We start from the raw sequence: 23,495 nt of genomic DNA on the forward strand, positions 1-23,495 counted from the left end.
TAATGGCCGAGGTCGCCTACCACAATATCTGCAAATCCTACGGGTCTTTTGAGGTCATGCGAGATCTGTCGCTGTCCATCCATGATGGCGAGTTCGCAGTGCTGCTGGGCGCGTCCGGATGCGGCAAGACGACATTGCTCCGCATGACGGCCGGATTGGAGAATATCACCGGCGGTGAACTGACAATCGACGGCAAAGTGATGAATGAGGTGCATCCGCGGGACCGCGATATCGCCATGGTGTTTCAGAACTACGCGCTTTATCCGACAATGAAGGTCTTCGACAACATCGCCTTCAGTCTTGAGGTCAAACGCCTGAGCAAGGAAGAGATCAAGCGCAAGGTCAATGAGGCGGCTGCCGTGTTGAACCTCACCGATTATCTCGACCGATACCCGCGTGAACTTTCCGGTGGTCAACGGCAAAGAGTGGCCATGGGGCGCGCAATGGTACGCGATGCCAAGGTTTTCCTCTTTGATGAGCCACTGTCCAATCTTGACGCCAAATTGCGCGCGCATATGCGCGTTGAAATTCGCCAGCTTCATGAGCGGCTCAAGGCGACAACGATCTACGTCACGCATGATCAAATCGAAGCCATGACCATGGCGGACAAGATCGTCCTCATGAAAGGCGGAAAGATTGAACAGGTGGGGACACCTGACGATCTTTATGACAGGCCCGCGACCAAATTTACCGCCGACTTTATCGGGTCCCCTTCAATGAATTTCGTCGAAGGAAAAATCCACTCGCAAGATGGGAAGCCGACGTTTGTCGGCCCTCACATCAATTTGCCGCTCGATGAAAACCTTGCCGCCGAACCGGGGCAAAAAGTCATTTGCGGATTGCGCCCATCCGATCTTGTGGCTGCTGAAAACGGCGAGATTTCAGGTACCGTAAAGCTCGTTGAGAAGACTGGTGCAGACGTCAATATCCATGTTGACCTGAGCGAGACGGCACATCTTGTTGCGACGATGGCGCGTGACAATGGTGTGCTGGCGGGCGGCTCGATTGAGCTCACGATCCCCTCGAAGGCGGTGCATCTGTTCGATGCGGACACAGAGAACCGCATCGAAACCCAATCGTAGGACTGGCGAGCCCTTTCCAAAGACCGGCCATATTTTTTTGACTGGCCAGTCCGTTGGCCCAGTCTGTTGGTCCAGTCTGTTGGCGCGGTCAGATCGTATAGAAGCCAGCTATCCGAGAGACCTCAACACGCCCTGAACACCATCAACCTTCAGGTCTTGATAAACCCGCGTCACAGACGGTTTCAGAGCGCTGGCGAGGTCCGGATGGAAAATGTCACGAACGTCCAGGAAAGCCGCCACTCTCTCAGCATCGTCCTGCGTGTTTTCCGAGATGGATCTTAGCCGTTCGACCATGGGATCGCGCACATCGATTGGTCGACCGCTCAGGTCGGTGCCTCCGGCATAGTGCATCCAGGCAGCTACGACTGTGACCAGTCTCTGGGATGGGCGACCTGCGGAGAGATTGTCCTTCAGGGTTCCAAGAATGCGTTGTGGCAGCTTTTGGCTGCCGTCCATGGCGATCTGCCAGGTTCGATGTCTGATGGCCGGGTTGGCGAAGCGGGCCAAGAGCTCGTCGGCATAGACCTGAAGATCAACACCGGGCGGAGCTTTAAATGATGGAATGATTTCCTGCCGCCATACGGCTTTCAGAAAAGGGGCAAAGACTGAATCGGCAACGGTGTCGGCAACGGTTTCATGACCTGCCAGGTAGCCAAGATAGGCAATAGCTGAATGTGTGCCGTTGAGCATGCGCAATTTCATGTGTTCATACGGGGCAACGTCATTGACCAACTGCACACCGACAGCGCTGAGGTCGGGGCGTCTCCCCGTGCCGAATGCGGGAACAAAGTCGTCTTCGATCACCCATTGCCGGAACGGTTCGTGAAATACAGGCGCTTCGTCAAATCGGCCGGTTTCAGAGGCAAGTGCGTCGATGTCTTCCGGCTTGGTGGCAGGCACAATCCTGTCGACCATGGTGGAGGGAAAGCGTCCTTCGCGTTCAATCCACGCGGCGAGGTCTGGGTCGATCAGTGCGGCAAGCCCGATCACAACACCGCGCACCAGCTTGCCGTTGTCCGGCAGGTTGTCGCAGCTCAGAACGGTAAAAGGGGGCTCGCCCGCCGCCTTGCGCCTCGCCAGTGCCCGCACAAGATAGCCTGGCGCTGAGACAGGATTTAAATTTTTGAGGTCTGCCTCAATGTCCGGATGCTTTGGATTGAGCCTTCCGGTCGAGGGATCATGGCAATAGCCCTTTTCGGTCACCGTGAGGCTGACGATCCGCGTTGCGGGATCAGTCATGGCGCTCAGGACAGCTTCCGGATCTTCTTTGGCCGCAAGCACGTCAGAAACGATCTCAACCTGTCGAAGCGACGTATCCCCGGAACCAAGTTCCTTTGCGATATAGACGAATTCCTGAGGTGCCAGCTGATCGCGCGTTCGAGAGCTTTGAAGACTGACCCCGACGATGCCCCAGTCTCCGCCATGCTTTCGTTGTGCGTCTTCAATATAGATAGCCCCGAAGGCTCGGAAAAATGCTCCGAGACCGAGATGGACAATGCCTGGTTTTGGCGCAGGTCCGCTTTGCCTGGTCAGGCGCGGTTGTTCAGCGGGCAAGCCAGCCTCCATCAACATTGAGTACGGCACCGTGAATATACTTTGCCGCGGAAGATGCAAGAAACACCGCTGCTTCACCGATATCGGCCGCTTCACCCCAGCGGCCTGCCGGGATCCGTTCCAGAATCTGCTTGTTGCGACCGGTATCTTCCCGAAGTGCCTTTGTGTTGTTGGTCGCGATATAACCGGGTGCGATTGCATTCACATTGATGCCCTGCGCCGCCCATTCATTGGCAAGCAGCTTGGTCAAGCCGGCAACGCCGTGTTTGGAGGCTGTGTAAGAGGGCACTCTGATGCCACCCTGAAAGGACAGCAAGGAGGCGATATTGACAATGGATGCCGCCCTGCCCGCGGCAAGTGCTGCTCTGCCAAATGCCTGGCACGTGAAAAAGACCGCCTTGAGATTGACATCCATGACGTCGTCCCAGTCTGCCTCGGTAAAGTCAATGCTGTCGGCACGCCGGATAATTCCGGCGTTGTTGACCAGAATGTCGATGGCTTCCTTCTCGAAGAGGGGCACAGCAGCTTTCGGGTCGGAAAAGTCGAGCGGTACGTGCCGCCCGTTCCTGATCTGGCTCAGTGTTTCTTCGCAGTCGCGACGCGCGGCACAAAGCACTTCTGCACCCGCATTGCTCATGGCAACCGCAATGGCCTGCCCAATTCCGGTATTGGCCCCGGTTACAAGCGCTCGTTTTCCTTCAAGCGAAAACGCGTTCACCGCAAGTCCTCCATCGCGACCATGTCCATATCGGTGAAATCAACATTGTCACCGGCCATGGCCCAGCAAAATGTGTAAGCACCCGTGCCAGCGCCGCAATGGATCGACCAGGGCGGTGATAGAACCGCCTCTTCGTTGGCCATTACAAGATGACGAGTCTCTTCCGGCTTGCCCATGAAATGAAAGACCCGCTGGTCAACATCGAGCTTGAAATAGAGGTAGGCTTCCATACGCCGGTCGTGAACGTGTGCGGGCATCGTATTCCAGACCGACCCCGGTGCGAATTCGGTGTAGCCCATCAGGAGTTGGCAGCTGTCGGCAACTTCCGGATGGAGGAATTGCAGGATAACACGCTTGTTCGAAGTCTCTGCAGCACCCAGTTCGACGCGTCGAGCATCCTGTAGCGTGATCAGCCGGGTCGGGTAGCTGTGGTGTGCGGGAGTGGACAAAACGTAATATCGGCCTGCTCCACTAAAGGTCACCGGGCCGGAACCCATTCCGGCATAGAGAACTTCCCCCCGGTCGATCTCATAGCTTTCGCCGGCAACCGTCACCTTGCCCTTGTCGCCGATATTTAGAATGCCGAGTTCTCGTCGGTCGAGAAGTGACGACGTACCGGCCTCCTTGACTTGATCAAGCACAAGATCTCCGTTTGCCGGAACAACGCCTCCGAGGATCAACCGGTCATAGTGGCTATAGACAAGGTTGATCTTGTTGTCTTCGAACAGTCCGGAGACGTGAAAGTTTTCTCGAATGCCGTTGGTATCCAAAGACTTGGCTGTTTCCGGGTCAATGGCATAGCGTGTTTCTACATTCAGCATGTGATGAGCTTTCTGAATTGTCTGCAAGGCTTAGAAAAAATCGTCGCGGCGAGGCGCAAATGTGTCGATCAAAGTGCCGTGTGACAGGCAAACGCAACCATCTTTTGTGTTAGAGGGAGTGACAAAACTGCCTCCCGGGCCGACGTCAAACTCAGATCCATTGATCGAAAAGCGGAAGGTGCCGCTCTCCACACAGGTGGATTGAACACGGATTTGACTGTGCAGTTTTCCTCCCGATGAATGGCTCGTCAGAGCCGGTAGGCCTGTTTTGCAAGCCTGTAAGTGAGGTCGTAGGCAACCTCATATGCCTCGTCTTCGTTCAATCTCCCGGACGTCACGAGTGAGGCGAGGTATGCGCAGTCGACCCTGCGCGCCACATCATGGCGGGCAGGGATCGAACAAAAGGCTCGGGTGTCGTCGTTAAAGCCGACAGTGTTGTAGAATCCGGCTGTTTCGGTCGTCATTTCGCGGAACCGGCGCATGCCTTCCGCGCTGTCATGGAACCACCAGGCGGGACCCAGTTTGAGTGTCGGATAGACACCGGCAAGCGGCGCCAGTTCACGCGAATAAGCGGTCTCATCCAGGGTGAACAAAATGATGGAAAGGTCTTTTTCCAAACCATAGGCGTCGAGCAAGGGCTTCAGTGCTTCGACGTAGTTGGTTCTGGTGGGAATGTCGAAGCCCTTGTCACGCCCAAACGCATCCATGATCGAATTTGAATGGTTTCGATGACTTCCAGGATGGATCTGAAGCACAAGCCCGTCTTCCAGGCTCATTCTTGCCATCTCGGTAAGCATATGCCCCCGGAAAATCTCAGCCTCATCAACCGTGCATGTGCCCTTGAGCGCCTTTTGAAACAATTCCTGAGCCTTCAGCGGTGACAGGTTTTCGGTTCTGGCAGTTGGATGGCCATGGTCGGATGATGTCGCGCCGAACGACTTGAAGTAAGCGCGTCTTGCCATGTGTGCGTTCAGATAGCCCTGCCAGGAGAGCGTGTCTTCTCCCGTAATGTCTCCGAAACGCTCGATATTTAGCTGAAAGCCCTCGAACTCCGGGTCAACCACCGGGTCCGGTCGATACGCCGTGACAACCCGTCCCCGCCAGCCGCTTTCCTGAATGGCGCGATGCCACTTGAGGTCATCAAGGGGCGACTCGGTTGTGGCGATGACCTCGATGTTGAAGCGCTTGAACAGAGCCCTGGGTTTGAAGTCCGGCTGTTTCAGCCGTTCGGCAATATGGTCATAGGCTTCTTCGGCAGTTTCTGCCGTCAGGCGCTTTGTCCAGCCGAACACTTCTTCAAAAGCGTGTTCAAGCCACATGCGGGAAGGGGTTGCGCGAAAGAGGTGAAAGTTTTGTGCAAAGGTCTTCCATATCTTTCGGCTGTCTGTTTCCGCTGGAGCACCGTCTCTCCGTTGAACACCAAGCTCGGTCAGGTCGATGCCTTGCGAGAACAGCATGCGCAGGACGTAGTGGTCGGGAATGACAAACAGGTGCGCCGGATCGGGAAAGGCCTTGTTTTCAGCATACCATTGCGGATCGGTGTGACCGTGCGGGCTGATAATCGGCAAATCCCGAACGCTCTCGTAGAGCCAGCGTGCAATCTCAAGAGCCTTGGGCTCGCTTGGCAGGAGGCGGTCTGGAGACAATCCTTTGATTGCGGTTTCCGGAACTTTCGAATTCTCCACGACCATGCGGGTCTCCCGTACACACAAACCGGATCGCCATATTGCGACTAGCAAACTGATATGCTAGCTGATTAGATAAGTCAACGGAGAGAAGCTGATGGCAGACTCAAGCGCCCTAAAGGTGCTGGAACCAATCAAAATTCCCAAAGTTGCCGATACGGTTTTTGAGGAACTGCATCAGCAGATCCTGTCATTGGAATTGCCACCCGGAACAAAGGTGTCAGAAATTGAGGTGGCGAAGGCTCTTGGTATTTCGCGGCAACCGGTTCGTGATGCCTTCTTTCGCCTGTCTCAACTCGGCTTCCTTCTAATCCGTCCTCAGCGGGCAACTGTAATTTCCAAGATTTCGGAACAAGCGGTCCTGCGTGCGAAATTCATGCGGATCGCTCTCGAGCTGGCATGCTGGAAGGCGGCGATGAGCGTGATTTCCGATGCACAAGTTGATGATCTGGAGCTGTTGCTCAAGGAGCAGGCGAAGGCGGTCAGCGCCAATGATCTGAAAGGGTTCCATTCACTGGACGACGATCTGCACCGTCGTATCTGCGAGATCGCCGGACATGAATATGCCTGGTCATTCATCCGCGAGCAAAAGGCGCATATGGACCGTGTGCGCTTCATTTCTCTGACGATTGGAGCGGCGCAAAGAGCGTATGATGATCATATCGAGCTGCTTGACATCCTGCGCGCGCGCGATCACACGCGTCTGGAACCTATCTTGAACGAACATCTCGGCCGGATCGAACTCACCCTCGCGCAAATTCGCGATGAAAAGCCCGAATACTTTCAGGAATAGTGCGGCCGATTGCGATGTTATGGGCGCGGGACGCGTCTGCTCACCTGCGTTTTGATCCAATTGACAAAATCGGTCGCCGCCGGACTGAGTTTTCCTGCCGGTGTGGCGACATAGTAGTTATGTCCCGAACCGTCTTTCACCGGTGCGAGTTGCTTCAGGGCGCCTGACGTGATCTCGGCTTCCACGAGATACGTCGGCAGGATTGCGGCTCCCATGCCGTTTACCGCGGCTGAGATAATCAACGGAAACTGATCGAAATAGCTGCCCATTTGTATGCGTTCTTCCGAGCCGGGTACCGATTTCCGGAAAACGCTCCATAGATGCGGGCGGGTCGTCAGATGCAGCAAGGGCATCCGGAATATGTCTTCACGATTGGAGACACGGTGCTCCTCGATCAAGGCCGGAGCCGCTGCAACAATCAGGTCTTCCGGGCAAAGCGGCGTCAGTTTTGCTCCAGGCCAATCATTAGCGCCGAAATGAATGGCCACATCGATCCCCTGTTCGGCAATGTCGAAGGGTTCTGACCGGCTGTAAAGCATCAGGTCGAGATTTTGGCGCTTTGCTTTGAATTCCCCAAGGCGTGGAACCAGCCAGCGTTCCCCAAACGCTGGAAGTACTCCGATTGTAAGCATTTCCTGCGTGCTTCCAGCTGCAACTGCTTGCGAAATGGTAGTGCGCAGCCGTGTGAGATCGGACGCAAGGCTGTCGCCCAGGGATCTTCCGGCCTGAGTCAATCGGATGCCGCGGCCTTCGCGCCGAAAAAGAGCCGCACCGATCTGGTCTTCCAGTTCCTTGACCTGCCGGCTGACACCGCTTTGTGTCAGGCCCAGTTCCTCGGCTGCTGCGGTGAAACTCTGATGCTTGGCGGCAGCTTCAAAACAACGCAGCACAGAAACGCTTGGCAAGGGGATGTCGCGCTTCATCTAGACCACTCCTCTCATGAGTTTTAGTCATGAATAAAACTCTTTTTCAGGTATTTTTGTGCAGGTCAAGGAGGAGTATTCTCTAAGGCAATCGACAACGGGGATCAAACTGACATGCAGAAGATAGCGGTTTTGGGGCTCGGCAAGGTCGGCACATTGGCTGCTGAGTTGCTGCATGCAACGGGTTTTTCCGTGACGGGATTTGATGCGCATGCGGTGCCGGGTTTGCCGTTCAAGACGCGGCAGATCGATGTTGGTGACGGCGCTGCGCTTGAGGCCGTCCTCAAAGACTTCAACTCGGTGCTGTCCTGTTTGCCCTATTTCCTCAATATCGGCGTTGCCACTAGCGCGCATAATCTCGGACTTCACTATTTCGATCTGACCGAGGATGTGCCGACCACAAAGGCGATCCAGGAACTTGCCAAGACTTCACGTGGCATCATGGCACCGCAATGCGGACTGGCTCCCGGTTTTGTGGGAATTGTCGGGGCCCACCTGATCGATGCTTTTGAAACGTGCCGGTCATGCCGCATGCGTGTCGGAGCGCTGCCTCAGAACCCAACCGGTCTCATGGGCTATTCCTTCAATTGGTCGCCTGAAGGGGTGGTGAACGAATATCTCAATGATTGCGAAGTTCTTGAGAACGGTGAGATCAAGTGGGTCTCGCCGATGGAATGGATTGAAAAGATCGTCATTGGGGGCATCGAACTCGAGGCCTTTACAACGTCAGGCGGTCTTGGGACGATGTGCGAGACTTACAAGGACCGCGTTCCGAACATCGACTACAAGACAATGCGCTATCCGGGGCACGTGCAGTTGATGAATTTCTTCTTCCACGAACTTCTGATGCGTGACAGGCGCAAGGAGGCAGGAGAAATCCTGGTCAACGCCAAGCCTCCTGTCAGTGACGACATCGTTTTTGTCCACGTGTCAGCCGAAGGCGAAATCAACGGACGGATGCAACGCAAGGAATTCGTTCGCGGCTTGAAACCGGTTGAGATTGCCGGCCAGGAACGGACAGCCATAGCCTGGACGACAGCCTCGTCAGTGGTCGCAATCATCGAAATGGTTCGCGAGGGAACTTTGCCCGACCACGGCTTTCTCAAACAGGAAGATGTGTCGCTCGAGACGTTTTTGAAAACGCATAACGGCGCTCGTTACAACGCATAGTCCGAAGCGCCAACACTCAAATTATCCGAGGAGTTAGACATGGAACATTCCCAGGTCCTGAGCACGCTTGGCTTCAGCGCAAATGAATTGACCGGCGGAACACTTGCCGTCAAGTCGCCGATCGACGGCGCTCAGATTGCTCAGGTGCATGAAACACCATTGGGCGATATGGAGAAAATCATCACCCGCTCACAGGCCGCGTTTGCAAGCTGGCGGGCTCTCCCGGCGCCACGCAGGGGTGAGCTGGTCCGCCTTCTTGGCGAAGAGTTGAGAGACGCAAAAGAGGCGCTTGGTGCGCTTGTTACGCTTGAGGCCGGCAAGATCACATCCGAAGGGCTTGGTGAAGTTCAGGAGATGATCGATATCTGTGACTTCGCGGTTGGTCAGTCCCGTCAACTTTACGGTCTGACAATCGCCTCGGAGCGCCCCGGTCACAAAATGTCTGAAACCTGGCACCCGATGGGACCTTGTGGCGTCATCACCGCCTTCAACTTTCCGGTCGCCGTTTGGGCCTGGAACACGGCCCTGGCCCTAATATGCGGTAATCCCATAATCTGGAAGCCGTCGGAGAAGACGCCCCTGACGGCCTTGGCTTGCCAGAAGATCTTCCAAAGGGCACTGGCGCGTTTCGGAAAGGATGCTCCGGAAAACCTGTTGCAGGTCGTCATCGGCGGCGCGGATGTCGGAGATGCGCTTGTAACGTCAAGGGACGTGCCAGTCCTCTCGGCAACCGGTTCAACACGTATGGGCTCTGTTGTTGGACCAAAAGTCGCCACGCGTTTCGGACGTTCAATCCTTGAATTGGGCGGCAACAACGCAATGATCGTTGCGCCGAGCGCCGATCTGGAAATGGCCGTAAGGGCAATTGTCTTTTCCGCGGTGGGAACCGCCGGTCAACGCTGCACGTCCTTGCGCCGTCTGATCGTGCATTCCACGATCAAGGACACACTCGTTGGTAAGCTCAAGAATGCCTATGAAAGCTTGAAGATCGGTGACCCGCGCCACGAAAGCACGTTGATCGGGCCATTGGTGGACGAGGGGGCGCTTGAGGCAATGCAGCTAGCGCTGTCAAAGGCGCGCTCCGAAGGCGCGCGTGTCCACGGAGGCGGCAAGGTGAGCGAAGGGGTTCCTGCCGGTTGCTATGCAGCTCCCGCGCTCGTTGAAATGCCCGAACAGACCGAGACTGTGAAAACGGAAACCTTTGCGCCCATCCTCTATGTGATGAGCTACGAGACCCTTGAAGAAGCGATCACCCTTCAGAACGAAGTTCCCCAGGGACTATCGTCCTGTATCTTCACACTCAATATGCGTGAAGCGGAAACCTTCCTGTCGGCAGTCGGATCCGACTGCGGTATCGCCAATGTCAATATCGGTCCATCAGGGGCCGAGATCGGCGGTGCGTTCGGCGGCGAAAAGGAAACCGGGGGCGGCCGCGAGTCGGGTTCAGATGCCTGGAAGGGCTATATGCGACGTCAGACCTCGACGGTGAACTATTCGGCTGAATTGCCGCTGGCACAAGGTGTCGAGTTTGACATTTAACCGGCACGGCCCGCCTCTCGGCAGGCTTTGTCTCACCCTTCAGGGGTCGTCACGTCGAGCCAGACGCAGTCACGAGATATGTGTGATGCCGACTGTTACTGAAGCGCGACTCCGAACGGGAGTTTCTCACGCGCACCGCGATACCATTTAATGATTTTCCTGCGCTCTTCTTCCTCCATGAAGGAGACGTTGGCGGGCGGCATGGCGTTGGTTACGCCAGCCTGAAGATAGATTTCCTTGGCTGCGCGCGCGATGTCCGCCTTTGTTTCCAAAAGGACATTTTTGGGTGCCCAGTGAATGCCTTCATAAAAAGGCTCGCGCGCATGACACATGGCACAGCGGCCCGGCACGATTGCCATGACGTCGTCAATCCCTTCGGCGCTGGCGAACACTTCTTCCGTTGCCGTGAGCTTGCGGGCTTCGGATGCCTCGAAAGTTTCCTGCTGAAGGGGCAACATGGAGAGCTGGATGATAGCGACAAACAGAATGGCGGTCGCCAGCCAGGTCCAGGTTGGGTTCCCGGTGCCGGCGTGCCGTGTGTTGAAATAGTGCCGGATCGTCACGCCCATCAGAAAAACCAGTGCGGCGATCAACCAGTTGTACTGAGAGGCGAAAGCGAGCGGATAGTGGTTGCTCAGCATCAGGAAGATGACCGGTAGCGTCAGGTAGTTGTTATGCATCGATCGCAGCTTGGCGATTTTGCCGTATTTTGCGTCCGGTGTTCGTCCCGCCTTCAAGTCTGCGACGACAATCTTCTGATTGGGAATGATGATGAAGAAGACATTGGCCGTCATTATTGTCGCGGTAAACGCGCCCAGATGCAGCATTGTCGCACGGCCGGTGAAGACCTCGTTGTAACCGTAGCCCATTGCCACAAGCAGTGCGAACAGCAGCACCATCAATAGCGTCGGATAATTTCCGAGGTTCGATTTGCAAAGCCGGTCATAAACTATCCAACCGATCGTGAGCGACGCAGCGGATATCAAAACTCCTTGCCAAAGGGCGAGGTCCGCCTTGGAAGGATCAATCAGATAGAGTTCACCGCCGACCCAGTAAACGATCATCAGGAGCGCAGCTCCCGACAGCCAGGTCGAATAGCTTTCCCATTTGAACCAAATCAGGTGTTCCGGCATGTTTTCCGGTGCGACCAGAAATTTACGGATGTGATAAAATCCGCCTCCGTGAACCTGCCATTCCTCGCCATGAGCGCCGGGAGGGAGGTCCGGTGCCTTGCGGAGCCCGAGATCAAGAGCAATGAAATAAAAGGACGACCCAATCCAGGCCATTGCCGTGATCACATGCAGCCAGCGGACCGCGAATGCAAACCAGTCCCAAATGATGGCAATGTCCAGCATTGCAAACCCTCCAAAATCAACCGGACCAAGCTAGCGCAGGAATCCATTGTCTGGTATCTCGGTATAATTCCGAGCAATTTCAAAAAAAACGGAACAATACCTGTCCGTTGGAAGTCCTGATGGCCTATCTGGAGAACATTCGCACCTTCCTGCGTGTTTATGAACTGGGAAACATGTCTGCAGCTGCCCGTGACCTGCGGATATCTTCAGCAGTTGCCTCTTCTCGCATCTCCCAATTGGAAGAACACCTGAGTGTTCGGCTTTTTCAGCGCACGACGCGCGCCTTGAGCCCGACAGAGCAAGGCAAGTTGTTTTACCGGGGAGCGACCAAGATTGTGGATGCGGTGCAGGAAGCGGAAGCTGAAATCAGCAGTGTTACGCGCTCACCACGCGGCACGCTTTTCATTGCAGCGCCGATCGGTATGGGTCAAAGTTTGATTGCCCCTGCAATTCCTGAGTTCAAGAATGCCAATCCGCTGATCGATATCCGGCTTCGGTTGTCAGACCGTAAAGTCGACCTGACGGGCGAAGGATTGGATGCAGCTTTCTTCCTCGGGCAACCGGAGGACTCGGCGCTCAAGATCCGCAAGATTGCCGATTGTGGCCGGGTTCTGTGTGCCTCACCTGACTACATTGAGAGGAAGGGCAGCCCCAAAAGCCATGCAGAGCTTGCTTGTGGAGACCATGATTGTCTCAACATAAGGTATCCGGGCGCACCGGAATTCCAGTGGCCGCTCCAGACGCCAGACGGAGTGAAACGGGTTGCGGTCAGTGGACCGTTCGAATCCGATCACGGCGATGTCCTGACAGGTTGGGCGCTGGATGGTCACGGTATTGTTTTGAAGCCCGTCTTCGAGATTGCCGACCATCTGAAAAACGGACGGCTTATTACCGTTCTGCCGGACGAGCCGCCATTGCCGGTGACAATGGCCTGCCTCTTCACCCACCGGCGGCTTCAGGATCCAAAAGTGCGGCTGTTCCTGGACTTCATGGTTGCGCATATACAGTCAGTGTTGGCTGAAGGTTCAGATGGCTGAGAGAGGTTGCGACACGGTGGCTTTCGAAACTTTGAAAGCACTTTCTTGAAAGTCCGAAAAATCATCGGTCCTTTTCTGCTTTAGAAGAAAGTCCTATACCATTTGCTTGGTCGGGCATGCTCTTTGCCAGGTTGAACAGTCCAGGTTTTGCAAGGAGGCTCACCTTGAATCGCTATCCCAGAGACTTTCGCGGTTATGGTGCCAATCCACCGGATCCGAAATGGCCCGGCAATGCGCGCATAGCTGTGCAATTCGTCCTCAACTATGAGGAAGGTGGCGAAAACTGCGTTTTGCACGGGGACGCGGCTTCTGAAGCATTCCTGTCCGATATTCCAGGTGCTGCCCAATGGCAGGGTCAGCGACACTGGAACATGGAATCCATGTACGAATATGGCGCACGCGCGGGCTTTTGGCGTCTGCATCGCCTGTTCACGCGGGCCGGTATTCCTCTGACGATCTATGGTGTCGCGACAGCGCTGGCGCGCAATCCCGAACAGGTCGATGCCATGAAGGAAGCCGGCTGGGAAATTGCCAGCCACGGCCTGAAATGGATCGAGTACAAGGATATGCCCGTGGCAGAAGAACGCGCTGCCATTGCGGAAGCCATTCGCCTTCACACGGAAGTCGTTGGTGAGCCGCCGCGTGGCTGGTACACCGGTCGTTGCTCGGAAAACACGGTTCGGCTTGTCGCTGAAGAAGGCAGCCTCGCCTATGTTTCAGACACCTATGACGACGACCTGCCTTATTGGCTGGAGACAGGTGGCCGCGATCAGTTGATCATTCCCTATACGCTTGAAGCCAATGACATGCGATTTTCCGTCTCTCCCGGCTGGAGCGATGGTGAGGACTTCTTCCTGTATCTCAAGAATGCGTTTGACGAACTCTACGCTGAAGGAACGTCGGATACGCCGAAAATGATGTCCATCGGCTTGCACTGCCGGTTGGCCGGGCGTCCGGGCAAAACGGCCGCGCTCCGAAAGTTCATTGCGCATATCCAGAAGCATGAGGGTGTCTGGTGCCCGCGCCGGATTGAAATCGCAGAACATTGGGCTGCGCATCACCCACCACAAAAACGGATATGCCCGAGCAAAATGGCAGCGGAGGACTTTGTTGAGCGCTTTGGCGGTATTTTCGAGCACTCACCCTGGATCGCCGAGCGGGCCTTTGCGTTGGAACTTGGCCCCGCACATGATTGTGCAGCTGGTGTCCACAACGCACTTTGCCGTGTGTTTCGGTCTGCCACAGAAGAAGAACGCCTAGGTGTTCTGACTGCCCACCCGGATCTTGCCGGGAAATTGGCGCAGGCCGGACGTTTGACGTCCGAAAGCACATCCGAACAGGCCAGTGCAGGGCTGGACCTCCTGACCGACGAAGAACGCGAAACCTTTTCAACCTTGAACGCTGAATATGTGGCAAAGCATGGTTTTCCGTTCATCATCGCTGTGCGCGATCACGATAAGGCCTCGATCCTTGCAGCCTTCTATGCAAGGATCGGCCATGGCCGGGACGAAGAGTTTGGTGAGGCCTGCCGACAGGTCGAACGGATCGCCCGTTTCCGGCTCGAGGACCTTTTCGCGCAATGAAGACAATCACGCCCGTCCCGCTGACGTCCGAGGCTTTTTCGGACTATGGCGACGTCATCGAGGTTGAGGGTTCGCCGGACAAGATCATAAATCAGGGCATGTGCGGACGGCACCACGATCTTGCCGATCTGGATTTCGGAACAGGCCAGGCTGGGATCAGTCTCTTCGACGCAAAAGCAAGAACATTGCCCTACGCGGTCGACCTTGTGGAGCGTCATCCGGAGGGCAGTCAGGCCTTTATTCCGGTGGACGGCGTGCCGATGATTGTCGTCGTTGCTGATGACATTGATGGGCAGCCGGTCAACCTGAAGGCGTTCATCAGCCAACCTGGGCAGTCGATCAATCTTCATCGGGGTACCTGGCACGGTGTGCTTGCACCGTTAGACCGTGAAGGGCGTTTTGTTGTCGTCGATCGTATCGGGCAGGGGGCAAATCTGGAAGAACACTGGTTTCCCGAACCGTGGATTGTCGCAGCTCCAGATCGGTAGAATGGCCGCTTTACATGTGCTTGCAGGACTTTCAATGACGGTAGTACTTAACAAGCCAGCGAAGCCAGAACATCTACGCTGATCTTCCTTGCAGCCATCAGTCTTGCCATCTCGATCATGCGGGCTGAAAATCCCCATTCATTGTCGTACCAGCCGAAAAGGCGCACCTGTCTCGAATTCGTTTCCAGGGTTTCGGGCAAGGCTATGACGAGTGATTCCGGACGGGCTCGCATGTCAGTGGAAACAACCCTGTCCTCGGTGAAGCCGATGACCGGATTGTTGGCGAATAGGGTTTGCAGCCATTCATTGAATGGCGATCTGACCGGGTGGGTGAGTGTCACGGTCAGGTCCACAGCCGATACGCTGATGGCAGGTACGCGCACTGCTGCGCCACTGACCTTGCCATCGAGCCGGGGCAACACCTTGCCAACCAGTTTGGTCGCGCTTGTTGTCGTTGGGACCATCGAGACGCCGCCGGCGCGACTGCGTTCCAGCGGCCCTCTCGGGGCGTCCACCATAGGCTGGCTGCCCGTGTAACAGTGGATGGTTGTCATGTGTCCGCTGTCGATTCCAACAGCATCATCCAATCCTCTCAAGAGCGGTGCCAGCGCATTTGTCGTGCAGGACCCATTGGACACCACTTTGTGGTCTGCCAACTGGTCCTCATTGGCTCCAAGCACCAGTGTCACATCTGCGGCATCCGACGGGCCGGAGATCAAAACGTTGGATGCCCCGGCAACTAGCCCCCTTTCAGCAATTATGCGCGTGTCGGCCTTGCCGGTGCATTCCATCACAACATCGACGCCGGCCAGATCCGTTCGCGAGAGATCGGCTTCTGACGAAAATAGAATTTGGCGCCCGTCAATGGCCAACATGTCATCATGTATGGTCACGGTGCCGGGCCAGGGTCCGAAGACGCTGTCGTATTTGAAGAGATAGGCGCAGGTTTCCAGAGGCGCGATATCGTTGATGCGAACGACTTCGACGTCCCCATCTCCAGGGGCCTCAAGAACCTGCCGCAACACTGTTCGACCAATACGGCCGAACCCATTGATGACAATCCGCATTCCAAGGGTCCGCTTCAGAAATTCGTCGTTTTCTCAGCGCCCAATGAAGAACCGTTTCGACAGTTGCCGATACCGGCTGAAAAATTCGTATCCGGCGCCTGTGCCCGGTGAACCTTCGGTTCAAAAAAATCGAGCACGGCCAGAACAATTAGCACCAAAAAGTGCAGCAATCTCAATTATATTGTCCTGAGGGACAATCGTGCTGATCAGCTGCCGACTGGACGAAGCTTCATGTGACGATTGACATCCTTGTACAGAAGGTAGCGGAACGGACCGGGGCCTCCGGCATAACAGGCTTGCGGGCAAAAGGCGCGCAGCCACATGTAGTCACCTGCTTCCACCTCTACCCAATCCTGATTCAATCGATAGACCGCCTTGCCTTCCAGCACATAAAGACCGTGTTCCATGACATGAGTTTCAGCGAATGGGATGACCGCACCCGGCTGGAATGTGACGATGTTGACATGCATGTCGTGGCGAAGGTCATGCGGGTCGACAAAGCGGGTCGTTGCCCATTTGCCGTCGGTGCCCGGCATGGCAATCGGGTCGACGTCATTTTCGTGTGTCACGAAGACGTCCGGCAACTCAAGTCCGTCAACCGCTTCATACGCTTTGCGGACCCAGTGAAAACGGACAGCTTCGTCGCCGATGGCCTGGAATGCCCAATCGCACCCCGGCGGTATATAGGCGTAGCTGCCCGGGCGAAGTCTGTGTGCCCTGCCATTGATGGTGAGCATGGCTTCGCCTTCCACGACAAACAAAACGCCTTCTGCTGCCGGATCGGTTTCCGGTCTGTCAGACCCGCCACCCGGCAGAACCTCGACAATGTACTGGGAGAAGGTCTCTGCGAAACCTGAAAGCGGCCTGGAGAGAACCCACAGGCGGGTTTGCTCCCAAAAGGGGAGGAAACTTGTGACGATGTCCCGCATGGTTCCGCGGGGGATCACGGCATAGGCCTCGGTGAAGACGGCGCGGTCGGTCAAAAGGGTTTCCTGGCCAGGATGACCGCCTTTAGGCGCGTAGTAGGATGGTGGACGGGACACAGGGAGCCTCTTTTTCGATTTCACCAATGGAACTATGACGCCAGGGCTGTCAGGAGACCATGGGTCATATCAAACGAGATCTTTTCGAAAAAACAAGAAAATCGGTCGTCATGTTCTGGTTTTTGGAAAATGAAGCCGGAGCATCTTTCCGGATGCAATGTCTTTTCTGCGTATGTCAGCCGTTGGTTGTTACCCGGTAAGGCACGATGCCGCGTTGGCCCGGATCGATGAACGGATCCTTGTCAATTGCCGGAAAGGCACGCTGGTCGCAGTTGTCCCTAGGGCAGATGCGGCAGTTCACGCCAATAGGCTCGGGCGCTGCGATTTCGTCGACCGCCAGGCCATCCGCATAGACAATCGCGTCCGCATATTTGATTTCGCAGCCGAAACCGAGTGCATACCGGCGCTCTCCGGTGCTGTAGTCAGGCTGGTGTTTGCTGACACTGGTCGCAATGCAGAGATATTGTACTCCGTCCGGCATTTGCGCGACCTGGGCGGTAAACTTGTTGGAGTTCTGTTCGAATGCCTGGTGCACATTCCAGCGGGGACAGGAACCACCAAACCGGGCGAACTGAAACCGTGTGGCGCTGTGCCGTTTCACGACGTTGCCGGCGCGATCGATCTTTACGAAATAGAATGGCAGTCCGTTGGCCCCGGGGCGCTGCAGTGTCGACAGCCTATGGCAAATAGTTTCCACGCTTGCGTCCATCCGGTTCGACAGCAGCTGGATGTCGTGGCGGTGCATCGTGGCAGCTTTCAGAAACGCGTCGTATGGCAAAAGCAGCGCCCCGGCGAAATAGTTGCGCAGAGCCAGCCTGGCGATGCCTTCTGCGGACTTTGTCTTGAAGCGCGCCCGTTTGACCTCTTCCAGGATCAGGTCTTTCACACATAATTCGGCGATTACGGATCCAAGCAGAAAATTTTTGGCCGATTGAGGGCTGGCCCGATAGACAGAGATTTTCCGGGTGTATTCATCATGCCTGATCAAGGTGCCGGAATAGTCCGGGAACTGCTCTACCCCGATGCTGAATTTTTCTGCCAGCCACGTGACCAGGCTGTCGAATTTGGTTGCGGCCGTTTCCAATCCGATTTCCAGCGCGAGCTTTTCGGCAGCCCGGTCGAGTGTGTCGACGTAATTATCCATGTAGTGGAAATAGTCGCGCACCTCGTCATAGGCGGATTTCTTGAGGCCGGGCGTTCCGTCCTGTGGCCCGTTCATGTGCGCAAGTTCGTCTTCGTTGGCTTCCCGGTCATGAAAACTTCGCAAGGAACCGTAAAGATCCATGATTGCCTGGGTAATGCCGGGAGCCCGGGTCACAAGTTCATTCAGCTCCTGACGCGTGATGGATGCGCTGTGAAACTGTGTATCGGCGAAGATTTCCTGCAAATCCTGTGTCACGCGATCAAGGTCATTTTTTTCAAATGCCGAGAGATCCACGCCGAAGATCCGGTTGATCGTCAATAGCACAGAGGCTGTGACCGGACGGTTGTTGTTCTCAATTTGATTGATGTAGGCCGTTGAAAGGCCGAGTTTTTTTGCAAAATCTACTTGAGACAGACCAAAGTCCGATCTGATCTGTCTCACCGTATGACCGGAATACAGTTTTTTGCTCACGGCGGGTCCCCGTTTAATCAAATTGCAAATTTTTAGCAAATCTCATTATGCACTTTAACATTTTACAAAACTAGTCACTTAGGTGAAAGTCCCCCCCACTCGAAAACAGATGACAAAAAGAGGGAGCGACAGACATGACTGCCCATTTTGCCCTGAATTCCAGCGCTGCAACCGATACAGAAAAGCGGCTGGTTGCAAGCAATATTCGCTGGCCCCTGAACCTGAGTGAAATGGTCACTCCACGTCAGCTGGAAATCATGCTCAAGCTGTGCGACGGCAAGGTCAACAAGCAAATCGCCTGGGAACTGGATGTCACCACGGCAACCGTCAAAGCGCATATTCGAAATGCGATCACACGCCTCGGTGCCAAGAACCGCGTCAATGCCGTCGCCATCGTTGCCGCCAACAGCGCAAGTTTTCGGCACGCTGCCGTTTGAACTCAGGCAAGTGCGCCGATACATGCTGCTTCCGGAAGCTGATTGAGCCGTTGCACAGGGGCTTGGCACCAAGTTTCAGGCGGTTCTCTTGATCATGGAAGAACGGATCGCCTCGACTTCTGTGGTCAGATAATCGCAAAAGTCCTTGGCCACGATGGAAATCGGCCGATGGGTCGGCGTCAGGATCGACAGGCTGTTTTGAATGCGTGGCCTGAAGGGGCGGAACACGATCCTTGGCGGACCCAAGCCGAGGCGGCCTTCTTCCTGAGCCTTGTAGGCAGTGATCATGTCACAGACCAGGGCGCACAATCCGGCCTCCACGAACCTTAAGCCCGGCAGTGCCGTTTGAAGCTCGAAGCGTTGATTGAAACGAACGCCGGAATCCCGGAAGCGGGCAAGCGTCTGCTTGTGACTCCGGTGTTCGGAATGCAGGAGTGCGAGCGGATATCCATCGAGTTCAGTCGGTGTGATGACTTCCTTTGAAGCAAGTGGATCGGTCGCCGGGATTGCACACATGCATTCCAGGTCAAAATCGATCTGGTCGAAGGAATTGCGAGCGCGCGGCGTTTCGGCAAAGCCGATGTCGAATTGCTGGGCCGCGATCAGCTCTTCAATTTCACCGGACGTGCGGCTCGCCAGAGCAACCTTGACGCTTGGCTTGTCGGCGATGAAACGGGAGAGGCTTCTGGGTAGAAAATCCGTTGCAGCTTCGGGAATGCCCGCAATGCGTAGTTGGCCGTGTTCCCGATTGGCCAGACCTCGCAAGGTTCTCTTGGAGACCTCCAGCCGCTTCAGAATTGCCTCAGCTTCTTCCAGGAAGAATTCTGCTTCAGGAGTGGGTACCAAACGGCCTTGTTCGCGAACAAAAAGTTTTAGCTCAAGCTCGGTTTCCAGCCCCGCGATTGTTGAACTCACGGCTGGTTGTGTTCTGCCAAGCGTACGAGCAGCTTCAGAAATTGACCCGCTGCGCATAACCTCGCGAAAAGTCGCCAGTTGCCGGATTGACAGGTTCATGGTTCCGCGAGCGCACCCTCCCGATTTTAGTTCCAAATACTGTGTCTGTTAATTTGTCCAAGGTCAACAGTTCGGCAATACACCGCACATGACCAGATATTTTTTGACCTTTAGGTCATTTTTACTGAGATGAATTCTACGTATTTTCACAAATGCATTGCCACTTTGCTTGACTGATGGCCATTTAAGGCGTGTGGGCGGGTTGTGATGAAGGCTAGAGCGAGTTTCTGGTTGTTCATGACTTGTCGATCAGAATGCTAATCTTGATTCTGAGGTGCCCAAAGCCTGTCCAGATCATAAGAATTGATATCCGCCAGAAGCTCAATGAACCCCTCTGCAGCATGGTCCAGCGAGCGATTGCCCTTCTCAGCGCTTGCCATTGCTGCGTTGCCTTGTACACCCGCTGTGTTGAGGTCCTGGGCCTTCCAGCCGAATTGCGCCTTGCCGTGACCTCGCAGATGCTTGAATTCGGTCAGGAACGCCTGTTGTTCCGACTTGAAATCTTCAGCATGTTCCATGCGAACAAGATCAGGCCGAAGGTGCAGCATCAGCGATGTTTCAATATCTCCACCGTGAATGCCATAAGTGAATTCCTCTTCAGGATAGAGGTCGGCGGGTTGACCAAAACGCAACCAGTTCGTCGCCGTGACAAACATCTCGTGCTTGATACGCAGTTCACGAGCGACGATGTCGAGAACCGGAACATTGCCGCCATGGGAATTGATCAGGACCATTTTCCGAATTCCCGCTCTGGCAACGCTCTCCCCGATTTCCAGCCATGAGCGGGTGACGGTGTCCCAGGAAAGCGTCAGCGTTCCGGGAGATGAAATGTGCTCATCGGATTTGCCGATAGTTTGTACCGGCAAGAAAGTTGCTGGTATATCCGCCGGCAAAAGTTCCAGAACCCGCGATATCTGCCCCTCTGCTATGGTGGCATCGGTTGAGATAGGCAAATGAGGTCCATGCTGTTCAATAGCGGCTACCGGCAAGACCGCGATCCAGTTCCGACAGTCTGTACTCAAGAAATCCGTGGCAATCATGTCTTGCCAGAAGTGTTTGGGAAGCATGGTCAGGTCCTGCTGAAAAAGACTTTGCCGGGTCGTCAACGTGCTTTGCATACCCGTCAAGCCCGGACAAGGCGAGTTCCAATTGGCTTCGGGCCAGAGCTCACGAATTTATGATCAATTAGTCTTAACTGCCGTTTAGAATTTGGCGACGTGTCTTTGAGACACTCAAGGACATGATCGGCGCTCTCTTGTCGAATACGCCGGCGAACCTTTTGAGAAGCAACGGTGTCGCCGGAGAGGTGGAACCTGGAACGGGCACGAACAGTCCGGACCGGGCACAGGAAAGTGCGCGCGAAAGTCTGGCGAGCACCCGACGTGCTGCTGCCAGAACCGGTGGCGTCCAGCCACTGACATCAGCTGCGGTTCTGGCACTGCAAAGCACGAACGCATCTGATCCCGATGCCAATCAATCCAAGGGTGCTCAAGAGGCCTCAAGCGACGACGCAGACAGCACGGAGAATTCGTCTAAAGCCACAGCCAATCCGAACGGCCTGGGTGCAACCCCTGCACCTACGCAAGGTATCGGCGGCGCACTCGCGCAACAACAAAGCTCGTCAAAGAAAGAAGATCCAGACGGAGATGGTCTTAATGAAGCACAGGAAAAGCAAGTCCAGGAACTTGCCAAGCGTGATCGAGAGGTCAGAGCACATGAGCAGGCGCACGCACGCGTTGGAGGAGCCTATGCGTCTGCACCAAGCTACACCTTTCAGCAGGGTCCGGACGGCAAGCGGTATGCCGTTGGAGGAGAAGTGCAGATCGACACTGCCAAAGAGCGCACGCCGGAAGCTACAATCCGCAAGATGCAGATTGTCATCCGGGCCGCTCTGGCTCCCGCAGAACCTTCGTCCCAAGATCTGAAGGTTGCCCAGCAGGCTCGATCCCAGTTGTCTGAAGCTCAGGCAGAATCGCGCCAGCAAAAGGCCGAGGAACTGAGGGGCGACGAAGACACGCCCGTCGATCCCGCCGCCACCGACACTGAGCCTGGCCAGGGTCAGACTGATGCCGGGGGTGAAAATACCGACAAAGGGGACGCAGAGGGTTCGCATCGTTCAGACGGTGACACGAATAATGATGCGGAAACCGGTGGTCGCAGTGCCAGTGAAGAAGCTGCAGCTGCTTATCGTTCGCTCATTGAGCAAAACAACAACAGCCAGCGTTTAATCGAAGCCTTGATCGCCTGACAACCCGCCACGGGTTCGAAACCCAAGCTTTTGAGATTACAAGACCTGTCTCGATTTCGTTCGCTTGTGAAAGCGGGCCAGACGTGACAAAAGATACTCCCTCACTTCTACGGGTTCTTCCCCTTTTCAGGTCTGATGATGCGTATTCCCGACCAGGAACAGGCAATTGCCGCGCGCCGTGTAGTTTCGGCGATCTTCTTCATGTGCGGCAGTTTCATAGGGCTCTGGGCTTCCAGAATCCCGGACATCAAATCGGCAACCGGTTTGAGCGAGGGCGGTTTCGGTGTCTTGCTGCTTGTCATGGCGAGCGGTGCCTTCGTGGCATTTCCATTTACTGGTGTGTTGATTGACAGGCTCGGCGCAGCCCCGGTGTCAAAGGCGCTCGCTGTGGCGACGGTTATCTCGTTCGTTCTGGTTGGACTTGCGCCAACAACCAATGTGCTGGCACTGACACTCTTCCTCGCGGGATTTTCTTTTGGTGCACTCGACGTTTCAATGAACGGATGGGGTGCGGAGGTTGAAAAAGTCCGCGGCCGGCCGATCATGTCGTCCTTTCATGGTCTTTTCAGTTTGGGCGCAGGTGTCGCTGCCGCTGCGGGCAGTCTTGCGATCGAATTCGGTTTGTCGGTAACCCAGCATTTCAGCGCCTGGAGCCTTGCAACGGTTCCTTTTCTCTTCTGGTTTTGGTGGCAGAGCTGGCCAAAAATGGACAGTGTTTCGGAAACGGGCGCCAAGGCACCCCTCTTTGCCTTGCCCAAGGGAGCTCTTGTGCTTGCTGGTCTCGTGGCGCTGGTCGCTGCCCTGGGCGAGGGAGCGGTCACCGATTGGGCGGCACTTTTCCAGATCGAAGAGCTTGGCTATTCGGAGGCCATTGCGCCGACAGCTTTCACGGTTTTTTCGATCGCCATGGTGGTGATGCGTTTGACAGGTGACGCTGTTGTTGCCCGGTTCGGCCCGGTTCGTGTTGCCCGGATAAGCGGCGTTGTGGCGTTCTTCGGCTGCCTTCTCCTCGTATCGGGCATCAATATCTGGTCGGTCTGGGCTGGCTGCTTTGTCATGGGGCTTGGATATGCAGTCCTGTTTCCTCTTGCCATGTCGCGCGCCGCGGCCGATCCGCACATGTCAAAAGGCCCGGCACTCGCTGCTGTTGCCACGCTCGGATACGGTGCATTTCTTCTTGGGCCTCCGCTGCTAGGGTTTATCGGCGAAGCCTGGTCTTTGAGGGCATCCTTTGGTGCCGTCGCACTATTGACGCTGCTGATACCGTTTCTGGCTGGCACGCTTAAGGTCAAGTCCTAGCGCTCGAATTCCCTGGGTAGAAGA

Annotated in this window: 21 protein-coding genes; 10 read left to right on the forward strand and 11 right to left on the reverse strand. The window is 55.5% G+C overall.

Annotated elements, in window-relative coordinates:
• Positions 1-2: 2 nt before the first annotated feature.
• Positions 3-1,082, forward strand: a complete 1,080-nt coding sequence (ugpC, locus tag Q0835_RS10045; protein WP_298960785.1) for a sn-glycerol-3-phosphate ABC transporter ATP-binding protein UgpC — start codon at positions 3-5, stop codon at positions 1,080-1,082.
• A gap of 108 nt (positions 1,083-1,190) precedes the next feature.
• Here the strand turns inward: ugpC and Q0835_RS10050 are convergent, their stop codons facing one another.
• From Q0835_RS10050 to uxaC, 4 genes are all read right to left on the reverse strand, one after another.
• Entirely contained in the window at positions 1,191-2,636 is a 1,446-nt protein-coding gene (locus Q0835_RS10050; protein WP_298960788.1) for a mannitol dehydrogenase family protein, read from the reverse strand.
• Positions 2,626-3,354, reverse strand: coding sequence for a 2-dehydro-3-deoxy-D-gluconate 5-dehydrogenase KduD (gene kduD, locus Q0835_RS10055; protein WP_298960791.1), 729 nt, complete (start codon positions 3,352-3,354; stop codon positions 2,626-2,628). Before kduD ends, Q0835_RS10050 begins: the two co-directional genes overlap by 11 nt.
• On the reverse strand, positions 3,351-4,175 hold the full coding sequence (kduI, locus tag Q0835_RS10060; protein WP_298819663.1) for a 5-dehydro-4-deoxy-D-glucuronate isomerase: 825 nt from the start codon (positions 4,173-4,175) through the stop codon (positions 3,351-3,353). The genes kduD and kduI overlap by 4 nt, the downstream gene beginning before the upstream one ends.
• 248 nt (positions 4,176-4,423) lie before the next feature.
• Positions 4,424-5,866: a glucuronate isomerase gene (uxaC, locus tag Q0835_RS10065; protein WP_298960794.1), complete on the reverse strand. Its 1,443-nt coding sequence runs from the start codon at positions 5,864-5,866 to the stop codon at positions 4,424-4,426.
• 91 nt (positions 5,867-5,957) lie between these two features.
• On the opposite strand from uxaC, the gene Q0835_RS10070 reads away from it, so the two are divergent.
• Positions 5,958-6,653: a GntR family transcriptional regulator gene (locus Q0835_RS10070; protein WP_298960797.1), complete on the forward strand. Its 696-nt coding sequence runs from the start codon at positions 5,958-5,960 to the stop codon at positions 6,651-6,653.
• 17 nt (positions 6,654-6,670) lie between these two features.
• Here the strand turns inward: Q0835_RS10070 and Q0835_RS10075 are convergent, their stop codons facing one another.
• Complete coding sequence (locus Q0835_RS10075) at positions 6,671-7,576, reverse strand: LysR substrate-binding domain-containing protein (RefSeq protein ID WP_298960800.1); 906 nt, start codon at positions 7,574-7,576, stop codon at positions 6,671-6,673.
• Between the two features lie 114 nt (positions 7,577-7,690).
• Here Q0835_RS10075 and Q0835_RS10080 point away from each other — a divergent pair, with 114 nt between their 5' ends.
• Both Q0835_RS10080 and Q0835_RS10085 read left to right on the forward strand, forming a co-directional pair.
• Positions 7,691-8,746 carry a saccharopine dehydrogenase C-terminal domain-containing protein gene (locus Q0835_RS10080; RefSeq protein ID WP_298960803.1) on the forward strand — a complete coding sequence of 352 codons (1,056 nt, stop codon included), beginning with the start codon at positions 7,691-7,693 and terminating at the stop codon, positions 8,744-8,746.
• A 39-nt stretch (positions 8,747-8,785) separates the two neighbouring features.
• The gene (locus Q0835_RS10085) at positions 8,786-10,285 is read left to right on the forward strand and encodes an aldehyde dehydrogenase family protein (protein ID WP_298960806.1); all 1,500 of its coding nucleotides are present in this window, start codon (positions 8,786-8,788) and stop codon (positions 10,283-10,285) included.
• Between the two features lie 95 nt (positions 10,286-10,380).
• On the opposite strand, the gene Q0835_RS10090 is transcribed toward Q0835_RS10085, so the two are convergent.
• The gene (locus tag Q0835_RS10090; protein ID WP_298960809.1) at positions 10,381-11,640 is read right to left on the reverse strand and encodes a urate hydroxylase PuuD; all 1,260 of its coding nucleotides are present in this window, start codon (positions 11,638-11,640) and stop codon (positions 10,381-10,383) included.
• A gap of 119 nt (positions 11,641-11,759) precedes the next feature.
• Between Q0835_RS10090 and Q0835_RS10095 the strand changes: the two genes are divergently transcribed.
• The 3 genes from Q0835_RS10095 (at position 11,760) to Q0835_RS10105 (ending at position 14,748) form a co-directional block, all read left to right on the forward strand.
• Positions 11,760-12,677 (forward strand): LysR family transcriptional regulator, encoded by a 918-nt coding sequence (locus tag Q0835_RS10095; RefSeq protein ID WP_298960812.1) that lies wholly within the window; start codon positions 11,760-11,762, stop codon positions 12,675-12,677.
• A 164-nt stretch (positions 12,678-12,841) separates the two neighbouring features.
• On the forward strand, positions 12,842-14,260 hold the full coding sequence (puuE, locus tag Q0835_RS10100) for an allantoinase PuuE (protein WP_298960815.1): 1,419 nt from the start codon (positions 12,842-12,844) through the stop codon (positions 14,258-14,260).
• Positions 14,257-14,748: an ureidoglycolate lyase gene (locus Q0835_RS10105; RefSeq protein WP_298960818.1), complete on the forward strand. Its 492-nt coding sequence runs from the start codon at positions 14,257-14,259 to the stop codon at positions 14,746-14,748. The genes puuE and Q0835_RS10105 overlap by 4 nt, the downstream gene beginning before the upstream one ends.
• 47 nt (positions 14,749-14,795) lie before the next feature.
• On the opposite strand, the gene Q0835_RS10110 is transcribed toward Q0835_RS10105, so the two are convergent.
• The 3 genes from Q0835_RS10110 to Q0835_RS10120 form a co-directional block, all read right to left on the reverse strand.
• The gene (locus Q0835_RS10110) at positions 14,796-15,815 is read right to left on the reverse strand and encodes a glyceraldehyde 3-phosphate dehydrogenase NAD-binding domain-containing protein (RefSeq protein ID WP_298960821.1); all 1,020 of its coding nucleotides are present in this window, start codon (positions 15,813-15,815) and stop codon (positions 14,796-14,798) included.
• Between the two features lie 206 nt (positions 15,816-16,021).
• Positions 16,022-16,858, reverse strand: a complete 837-nt coding sequence (locus Q0835_RS10115) for a bifunctional allantoicase/(S)-ureidoglycine aminohydrolase (RefSeq protein WP_298819685.1) — start codon at positions 16,856-16,858, stop codon at positions 16,022-16,024.
• 175 nt (positions 16,859-17,033) lie between these two features.
• Positions 17,034-18,473, reverse strand: coding sequence for a helix-turn-helix transcriptional regulator (locus tag Q0835_RS10120; protein ID WP_298819687.1), 1,440 nt, complete (start codon positions 18,471-18,473; stop codon positions 17,034-17,036).
• Positions 18,474-18,607: 134 nt separating this feature from the next.
• Between Q0835_RS10120 and Q0835_RS10125 the strand changes: the two genes are divergently transcribed.
• Positions 18,608-18,910, forward strand: coding sequence for a helix-turn-helix transcriptional regulator (locus tag Q0835_RS10125; protein WP_298819689.1), 303 nt, complete (start codon positions 18,608-18,610; stop codon positions 18,908-18,910).
• A 75-nt stretch (positions 18,911-18,985) separates the two neighbouring features.
• Here Q0835_RS10125 and Q0835_RS10130 read toward each other — a convergent pair whose 3' ends face one another.
• Both Q0835_RS10130 and Q0835_RS10135 read right to left on the reverse strand, forming a co-directional pair.
• The gene (locus Q0835_RS10130; protein ID WP_298819691.1) at positions 18,986-19,924 is read right to left on the reverse strand and encodes a LysR substrate-binding domain-containing protein; all 939 of its coding nucleotides are present in this window, start codon (positions 19,922-19,924) and stop codon (positions 18,986-18,988) included.
• A 257-nt stretch (positions 19,925-20,181) separates the two neighbouring features.
• Complete coding sequence (locus tag Q0835_RS10135) at positions 20,182-20,991, reverse strand: creatininase family protein (protein ID WP_298961167.1); 810 nt, start codon at positions 20,989-20,991, stop codon at positions 20,182-20,184.
• 173 nt (positions 20,992-21,164) lie between these two features.
• Between Q0835_RS10135 and Q0835_RS10140 the strand changes: the two genes are divergently transcribed.
• Positions 21,165-22,172, forward strand: coding sequence for a putative metalloprotease CJM1_0395 family protein (locus Q0835_RS10140; protein ID WP_298960823.1), 1,008 nt, complete (start codon positions 21,165-21,167; stop codon positions 22,170-22,172).
• A gap of 138 nt (positions 22,173-22,310) precedes the next feature.
• Positions 22,311-23,471 (forward strand): MFS transporter, encoded by a 1,161-nt coding sequence (locus Q0835_RS10145; protein WP_298960827.1) that lies wholly within the window; start codon positions 22,311-22,313, stop codon positions 23,469-23,471.
• Positions 23,472-23,495 lie beyond the last annotated feature (24 nt).

This window comes from uncultured Roseibium sp., from assembly GCF_947499295.1.
Lineage (GTDB): Bacteria > Pseudomonadota > Alphaproteobacteria > Rhizobiales > Stappiaceae > Roseibium.

Bases quoted from the DNA above. Each gene is read 5' to 3' on its own strand.
- kduI (WP_298819663.1), bottom strand. From the start codon at position 4,175: ATGCTGAATGTAGAAACACGCTATGCCATTGACCCGGAAACAGCCAAG.
- Q0835_RS10135 (WP_298961167.1), bottom strand. From the start codon at position 20,991: ATGCTTCCCAAACACTTCTGGCAAGACATGATTGCCACGGATTTCTTG.
- ugpC (WP_298960785.1), top strand. From the start codon at position 3: ATGGCCGAGGTCGCCTACCACAATATCTGCAAATCCTACGGGTCTTTT.
- Q0835_RS10085 (WP_298960806.1), top strand. From the start codon at position 8,786: ATGGAACATTCCCAGGTCCTGAGCACGCTTGGCTTCAGCGCAAATGAA.
- Q0835_RS10105 (WP_298960818.1), top strand. From the start codon at position 14,257: ATGAAGACAATCACGCCCGTCCCGCTGACGTCCGAGGCTTTTTCGGAC.
- Q0835_RS10090 (WP_298960809.1), bottom strand. From the start codon at position 11,640: ATGCTGGACATTGCCATCATTTGGGACTGGTTTGCATTCGCGGTCCGC.
- Q0835_RS10125 (WP_298819689.1), top strand. From the start codon at position 18,608: ATGACTGCCCATTTTGCCCTGAATTCCAGCGCTGCAACCGATACAGAA.
- Q0835_RS10130 (WP_298819691.1), bottom strand. From the start codon at position 19,924: ATGAACCTGTCAATCCGGCAACTGGCGACTTTTCGCGAGGTTATGCGC.
- Q0835_RS10070 (WP_298960797.1), top strand. From the start codon at position 5,958: ATGGCAGACTCAAGCGCCCTAAAGGTGCTGGAACCAATCAAAATTCCC.
- Q0835_RS10080 (WP_298960803.1), top strand. From the start codon at position 7,691: ATGCAGAAGATAGCGGTTTTGGGGCTCGGCAAGGTCGGCACATTGGCT.
- Q0835_RS10075 (WP_298960800.1), bottom strand. From the start codon at position 7,576: ATGAAGCGCGACATCCCCTTGCCAAGCGTTTCTGTGCTGCGTTGTTTT.
- Q0835_RS10140 (WP_298960823.1), top strand. From the start codon at position 21,165: ATGATCGGCGCTCTCTTGTCGAATACGCCGGCGAACCTTTTGAGAAGC.
- Q0835_RS10145 (WP_298960827.1), top strand. From the start codon at position 22,311: ATGCGTATTCCCGACCAGGAACAGGCAATTGCCGCGCGCCGTGTAGTT.
- uxaC (WP_298960794.1), bottom strand. From the start codon at position 5,866: ATGGTCGTGGAGAATTCGAAAGTTCCGGAAACCGCAATCAAAGGATTG.
- Q0835_RS10095 (WP_298960812.1), top strand. From the start codon at position 11,760: ATGGCCTATCTGGAGAACATTCGCACCTTCCTGCGTGTTTATGAACTG.
- Q0835_RS10110 (WP_298960821.1), bottom strand. From the start codon at position 15,815: ATGCGGATTGTCATCAATGGGTTCGGCCGTATTGGTCGAACAGTGTTG.